This window comes from Cedecea sp. (genome assembly GCF_036500665.1).
Lineage (GTDB): Bacteria > Pseudomonadota > Gammaproteobacteria > Enterobacterales > Enterobacteriaceae > Cedecea.
In genome coordinates this window covers 1-5,218 of the sequence record NZ_DASYBS010000190.1, presented here as the reverse complement: position 1 = coordinate 5,218, position 5,218 = coordinate 1, and the positions used below count along the sequence as shown (strand labels likewise).

Here is a 5,218-nt window from a genome sequence, read left to right as displayed (position 1 = left end):
AGCGGCATGTTCAGCGGCGGTGGTATCGGCGTGACTATCGGTAGCACTTCGTCACGGCATCAGTTGAATGAAGACGGCACCACCCAAAGCCAGAGCGTTAGCACTATCGGCTCTACCGGCGGCGACGTGAATATCGTGGCCGGCGGCAAGGCGCATATCGGCGGTGCGGACGTGATTGCGGATAAGAACCTGTCGGTGACGGGAGATAGCGTGCAGATCGATCCGGGCCAGGATATCCGTCGTCGTGATGAAACCTTCGAACAGAAACAAAGTGGTCTGAGCCTCGCCTTGTCCGGCACGGTAGGCAGCGCCTTCAACACGGCGGTGACGACGGCCCAGCAGGCGAAGCAGGAAACCGATGGGCGACTGGCAGCATTGCAGGGCACCAAAGCGGCCTTATCCGGCGTGCAGGCGGTTCAGGCGGGGCAACAGGCCACACTGGGCAATACCGATACTGAAGAAGGCAGCATGGTAGGCATCAGCGTTTCGCTGGGGGCACAGCAGTCGTCGTCGAAACAGCATCAGGAGCAAACTACCGTTACCGGTTCAACGCTCAACGCCGGTAATAATTTGCAGGTGACGGCGACCGGCAAGGGTAATACGGCTGACAGTGGCGATATTGCCGTGGTCGGCAGCCAGCTCAAAGCAGGGGGCGATACCACCCTGAATGCCGAACGGGATGTATTGCTGTTGGGCGCGGCCAATACGCAGAAGACCGAGGGCAGCAACAAGAGCAGCGGCGGTAATATCGGCGTCAGTATTGGCGTGGGTAAACAGACCGGATTGAGCGTGTTCGCCAATGCCAACAAGAGCCAGGGCAGCGAGCATGGCGATGGCACGTTCTGGAGTGAAACAACGATAGACAGTGGCGGCAAACTGTCGCTGCACAGCGGCCGGGATACCCTGTTGTCGGGTGCGCAGGCCAGTGGCGAAACGGTGAAGGTGGATGCCGGGCGTAATCTGACATTGCAAAGCCAGCAGGACAGCGATAACTATGACGCCAAACAGACCAGCGTCAGTGGTGGCGTTAGCGTAGCCATCATCGGTGCCGGTGGCTCCGCCAGCCTGAGCATGAGCCGTGACAAACTGCACAGTAATTACGACAGCGTGCAGGAGCAAACGGGTCTGTTTGCCGGCAAGGGCGGCTATGATGTTAAGGTTGGTGAGCATACGCAGTTGGACGGTGCGGTGATTGCCAGTACCGCCACAGCGGATAAAAACCGTCTCGATACCGGCACTCTGGGCTTTAGCGATATCCATAATCAGGCGGATTTCAAGGCCGAGCACCAGGGGGGAAGTATCAGCAGCGGTGGCCCGGTGGGGGCCGATTTGCTGACCAATCTGGCGGGCGCTGCCCTTTCCGGTGCAGGCAATAAAGGGCATGCGGAAGGCACCACGAAGGCGGCAGTGTCGGGCGGTAGCGTGGTTATTCGTGACCAGGCCAACCAAAAACAGGATGTTAATCAGCTCAGCCGGGATACCGAGAACGCCAACGGCAGCATTGGGCCGATATTCGACAAGGAGAAAGAGCAGAACCGACTGAAGCAGGCGCAGCTGATTGGCGAGATAGCCGGGCAGACGATGGATGTTATCCGCACTCAGGGTGATATCAATGGGCTGAAGGCGGCGAAGGCGGCCAACCCGACTGAAAAAGACGTCAAGGTTCTGCGTAACAGCGCCGCCTATAAAAAGACCATGGAAAGCTATGGTACCGGCAGCGATATGCAAAGAGCCGCGCAGGCGGTGACCGGGGCGTTACAGGCGTTGGCGGGGAACAACCTGGCCGGGGCCCTGGCGAGCGGTGCGGCACCGTATCTGGCGAGAGAAATCAAAGCGCGTATCGGTGATGACAATGTAGCCGCCAACGCGATGGCGCATGCGGTGCTGGGAGCGATAACCGCACAGTTGAACAACCAGTCGGCGGTAGCCGGAGCGGTGGGTGCCGGTGGTGGCGAGCTGGTAGCGCGGGTGATACTGAGTGAGATGTTCCAGGGCCGTAAAATCTCGGACCTGACCGAAAGCGAGAAACAGCAGGTGAGTGCGCTGAGCCAACTGGCCGCAGGGCTGGCGGGCGGTCTCGCTGCAGACAGTAGCGCAGGCGTGGTGACAGGTTCGCAAGCCGCTAAGAATGCGGTGGAGAATAATGCGCTAAGTGTGCCGGATAATAAATCTCGTAGTCAGGAGATGACTCAGTGCCAAGGTCTTGCAGCCTGCGAAAGTACCGTTATAGAGAAGTACAAGAAAATCAATGCTGAACAGCGTGAAAGCGTTGTAGAGTGCAAAGGTGCTCAGAACTGTGTTGATAAGGCTAATGAAGTTGGCAAGTTACAGGCAGATTATGCCAATCGAACCAATGAGTTGCTGGAGAAAGCTCGTGCGAATGGTGGGTTAAGCTCGGAAGAACAGAACGAGTTATCTATTCTTCAGGTGACGACCATCCAGCTTGAAGCAGATAGAAATGCGGCGATCCACAACGCACTAATGTCAGGTGATTCGTCTGAAGCCAAGCAGCTTGCGATAAATTCGCTGGCCCAAGTGGCAGGAACCAGCGCTGCTGGGATTGCTGCGGGGGTAGTTAAAGGTAAGGGAAGTGCGTTGCCCGTGCCTATAGCTACGAAAGCGAGCAATGGATTGGTTTATCAATCGAATGGGAAACATACTCCAGGTCAAGCTGGATATAATAGAAACGCCGGAACCGAACCTACAAATTCCATTCAACTATTTGGTAACTCAGTAGAAAATGGGAAAAAGAGGTACGCATTGGACGGAAAAGGTAATGTGCATCAATTTACGAATACAAATGATGGTTCATGGCATTGGTCAGGAAGTACAGGGGATGCATCAGTTCCATTGAAGAAAAGTGATATACCAAACGCTGTTAAAAAAGAGTTTGGGTTACCTGGGAAATGGAGGTAAATATGATTTTCGGCGATCCGTACCGTTTTGCTATCTGGGTAGAATGTATTCCTCAATGGAGTGATTCTTATAAGAACGGTTTTTTTTATTATTTTTTAAATGGTAATATGTATCCAGATGACGTCAGAACATCGACATTGAGTGTTGATTTTTATGATGTCATTAATGAAAAAAATGCGCTTATCTCTCTGCCGTGCAATGACGAGATTTTTAATGCACCAACAAATGAGGTTTTTTACTCCTTGTTTAGATTGGCATATCCAGAACCGTCACAAGATGATGAATATCCAGAGCAAATATTTGACTTTTGTGCTTCCTCCACGATTATTAATGAATCGGGTGCATACTTCTTTGCTGTTTCGAATGAAAGTTCAGTGAGGATTATTGGGGGGAAAGTAACTAGAATAGTTGATGAAGGTAATGGGAAAGTCTGGAAAGATATAGATACCCCACTCATTGAGGATGTGGTAATTACAAAGGATGAATTAAGTGAGATAATTAAAGGTTTGAAAGATTATTCAAGTTTTTTACTTTAGTTGTTTTTTAGGTGCTTCAACTTTCGGTTGCTGTACTTGGAAACACCTAAATAGCCGCCAGGAATGGTGACCGAGTTTCGTCCAGCTTTTGCAGGATAAGGAATTGGGCTTTTTTTCACTATCTAACCGCGTTGAGTGGGTACGGTGTGTTGCCCTTACACCATATGTTAGCGAGCTATAGATGTAGTGATATTAGACGCAGCCATTTAGTATAACTGTAACATGTTATCGAAGTTAAACTTTAAACAAGGATGTTAATATGATTAATAAAGTTGCATTTTTTTGTATTGTTACTTGTTTGACCGGATGTTCAAAGCAATTCCCACATCCAGTGACATACATTCAGCCAGATAATGATGTGAATATTGCCAAGGTAAGATTGATGGGGGCGCCTATGTCATACTCTATTTTTCAAAAAAATAAAAATGACACATTTGTTGGTGGTGATGTTTTACAACATAATAGATGGGTAAATGTAACATTTGGTAGTACGAAGGATATGGGATTCCAAAAGATTAAAAATAGAGACTATAGCGGAAAGTATTATGAAACATTGATATTGCCGGAGGTAAAAACACGTATTCAGCATTCCTTATATGGTGGTTGCAAAGTTAGTTTAGAATTCACTCCAAAAAAACAAGGGTTATATGAAGTGCACTATAATTACAATGACTTATCTGGATATTGTGTTCTATATATAAAAGAAATAGTCTTTGATAGTGTCAACTCCATTTATGTGGAGGAGAATGTCAAATGATTATTAAAAATAAAACACTTATGTCAGTTTTTTTAATATTTTTATTATCTGGATGTGCCCGCAATGTTAATAAGGTTGGCGCTACAGAATTATATAATTACAATGAAAAATCTATAAGGGAAAAAATAATAATTGGCAAGTCTACGAAAAAAGATGTTTTATTATTTCTGGGTAAGCCGCTAGAACCAGATGATTATAATGGCATTAATGATTGGGTATATATTTCAAAGGTAATGGAACGAAGGCTAATTCTTCTCATTCCAATTAATAATGATAAAAATCAAATTCTTAAATTGTCATTTGATAACAATAATATTGTTAGAAAAATCTATTATATTGAATGAGTACACACATAGTTGAATAATGAAAGGTAATTATCCTTACCAGGCCGGGCGGTAATCCAAAAGCCACCCGGCCCATCAATACCACCTTTATAAGCCGCAGTTTAAACCTTCACGTCCCCAATCCTCTCCAGTGCATCTACCACCAAACCCCAAAACTTATCCTGATCCAGCTTTACCGCCACCTGAGTGTGGCAGTCGGGCGGCGGCGCGGCGCGGAAGTCGGCCACCGTCATACCCAACGTCAGGGTACCGGTCAGTTCGATATCCACCGGGACTTTACGGACAGTCATCACTTCGGGGTCGATCACATAAGCCACCGCGCAAGGATCGTGTACCGGCGGTGCGCTAAAGCCTTGCGCCTGTTGATACATCTTGCCAAAGAACTCAAGCAGTTCGCCGACAAATCTGGCTGGTCCGGTTTGGATAGCGGCAATGCGAGCACAGACTTCTGGCGTGGCGAGCGCCTGATGGGTCAGATCTAGCCCGACCATGGTTAGTGGCCACTTTTCATTGAATACGATGTGTGCGGCTTCCGGATCGATCTTGATATTAAATTCTGCCACCGCGCTCCAGTTGCCCACGTGGTAGCCGCCGCCCATCAGCACCACTTCCTTCACGCGTTCGGCAATGCGTGGCTCTTTACGCACCGCCATTGCGATATTAGT

General features: G+C 48.6%; 5 protein-coding genes. 4 read left to right on the top strand and 1 reads right to left on the bottom strand.

The window, feature by feature from the left end; all coding sequences use genetic code 11:
* The 4 genes from VGM55_RS27275 to bamE form a co-directional block, all read left to right on the top strand.
* A partial coding sequence (locus tag VGM55_RS27275) for a hemagglutinin repeat-containing protein (protein WP_331637319.1) occupies positions 1 to 2,916 on the top strand: 2,916 nt, incomplete at its 5' end.
* A 2-nt stretch (positions 2,917 to 2,918) separates the two neighbouring features.
* The gene (locus VGM55_RS27270) at positions 2,919 to 3,452 is read left to right on the top strand and encodes an immunity 42 family protein (RefSeq protein ID WP_331637318.1); all 534 of its coding nucleotides are present in this window, start codon (positions 2,919 to 2,921) and stop codon (positions 3,450 to 3,452) included.
* 259 nt (positions 3,453 to 3,711) lie between these two features.
* On the top strand, positions 3,712 to 4,209 hold the full coding sequence (locus VGM55_RS27265) for a hypothetical protein (protein WP_227021833.1): 498 nt from the start codon (positions 3,712 to 3,714) through the stop codon (positions 4,207 to 4,209).
* Entirely contained in the window at positions 4,206 to 4,553 is a 348-nt protein-coding gene (bamE, locus tag VGM55_RS27260; RefSeq protein ID WP_130382161.1) for an outer membrane protein assembly factor BamE domain-containing protein, read from the top strand. Before VGM55_RS27265 ends, bamE begins: the two co-directional genes overlap by 4 nt.
* Before the next feature lie 101 nt (positions 4,554 to 4,654).
* Here bamE and VGM55_RS27255 read toward each other — a convergent pair.
* On the bottom strand, positions 4,655 to 5,218 hold a 564-nt coding region (locus VGM55_RS27255; RefSeq protein WP_331637317.1), incomplete at its 5' end, for a nucleoside hydrolase.